We start from the raw sequence: 782 nt of genomic DNA, 5'->3' as shown, positions 1-782 counted from the left end.
GCTCAGGCCAAGCCAGGAAAGCCCGTCGAGGATGGCAGCCGTCGCGGCTTCATTGGAGCGTTCGCGGTCGGTGTCCTCGATGCGCAGCAGCATCGTGCCGCCAGTGTGCTTCGCATACAGCCAGTTGAACAGCGCCGTGCGCGCGCCGCCTATGTGCAGATAGCCGGTGGGCGAAGGGGCAAAACGGGTGACGACCTTGTCGGACATGGAACTCTCGGAAACCATCTGAAGCGGGGTGCGGTTGCGCGGGCTTTCGCGCGCCCGGCGTTCATGTAGCATAGGGTGTCGAGGGCGCAAGGGGCAGACCCGATGGCTGGACGAGGCTGGGGCTCGGATCAGGGCGAGGACGCTGCCATCGGCGTCAGCGAACGGTCCCTGTTTGCGCCTCGGCCAGCCCCATTGCCGCCGCCATCGCCCCTTGTGCCGGATCCCGGCAAGGCGCCCTTGCAAGCGGATGTCGCCGCCTCTGTTCCTGTTGCCGAAACCGGCAGGATCGTTCGCGTGCGCCGGCAAATCAGCCTGACATCACTGCCTCGCCTGCGCCACAGCGTGAACACGGCGGCGAGCCTGGAACTCGACCGGGGCGTGGCCTTCCTGCTGGTGCCGGTCTGCCTGGCGATCGGAGCGATCGGCTATTTTTCGCTGACGGCTGAACCCGACTTTGCGAGACCTGTCGCGGTTGTCATCTTGACGGGGATCTGTGCGCTGGTCTCGCGCTCATGGCCAAAGACCCATCTGTGTTTCATGGCGGCGCTTTTGTGCGCCCTAGGACTGCTTGCTGC

The 782-nt window shown here is 65.5% G+C and carries 1 protein-coding gene and 1 pseudogene; one reads left to right on the top strand and one right to left on the bottom strand.

All coding sequences use genetic code 11. From position 1 onward, the window contains the following. A partial coding sequence (locus EOC06_RS38080) for a glutamate--tRNA ligase family protein (RefSeq protein ID WP_245470454.1) occupies nucleotides 1–207 on the bottom strand: 207 nt, incomplete at its 3' end. 102 nt (nucleotides 208–309) lie between these two features. On the opposite strand from EOC06_RS38080, the pseudogene EOC06_RS38075 reads away from it, so the two are divergent. Further along, nucleotides 310–782: pseudogene (locus tag EOC06_RS38075) on the top strand (competence protein); the annotation flags it as partial.

Source organism: Mesorhizobium sp. M7A.F.Ca.MR.362.00.0.0, from assembly GCF_004023175.1.
GTDB lineage: Bacteria > Pseudomonadota > Alphaproteobacteria > Rhizobiales > Rhizobiaceae > Mesorhizobium.
Note: the sequence above shows the minus strand (reverse complement) of the source record. Positions and strands in the feature narration are given on the sequence as shown.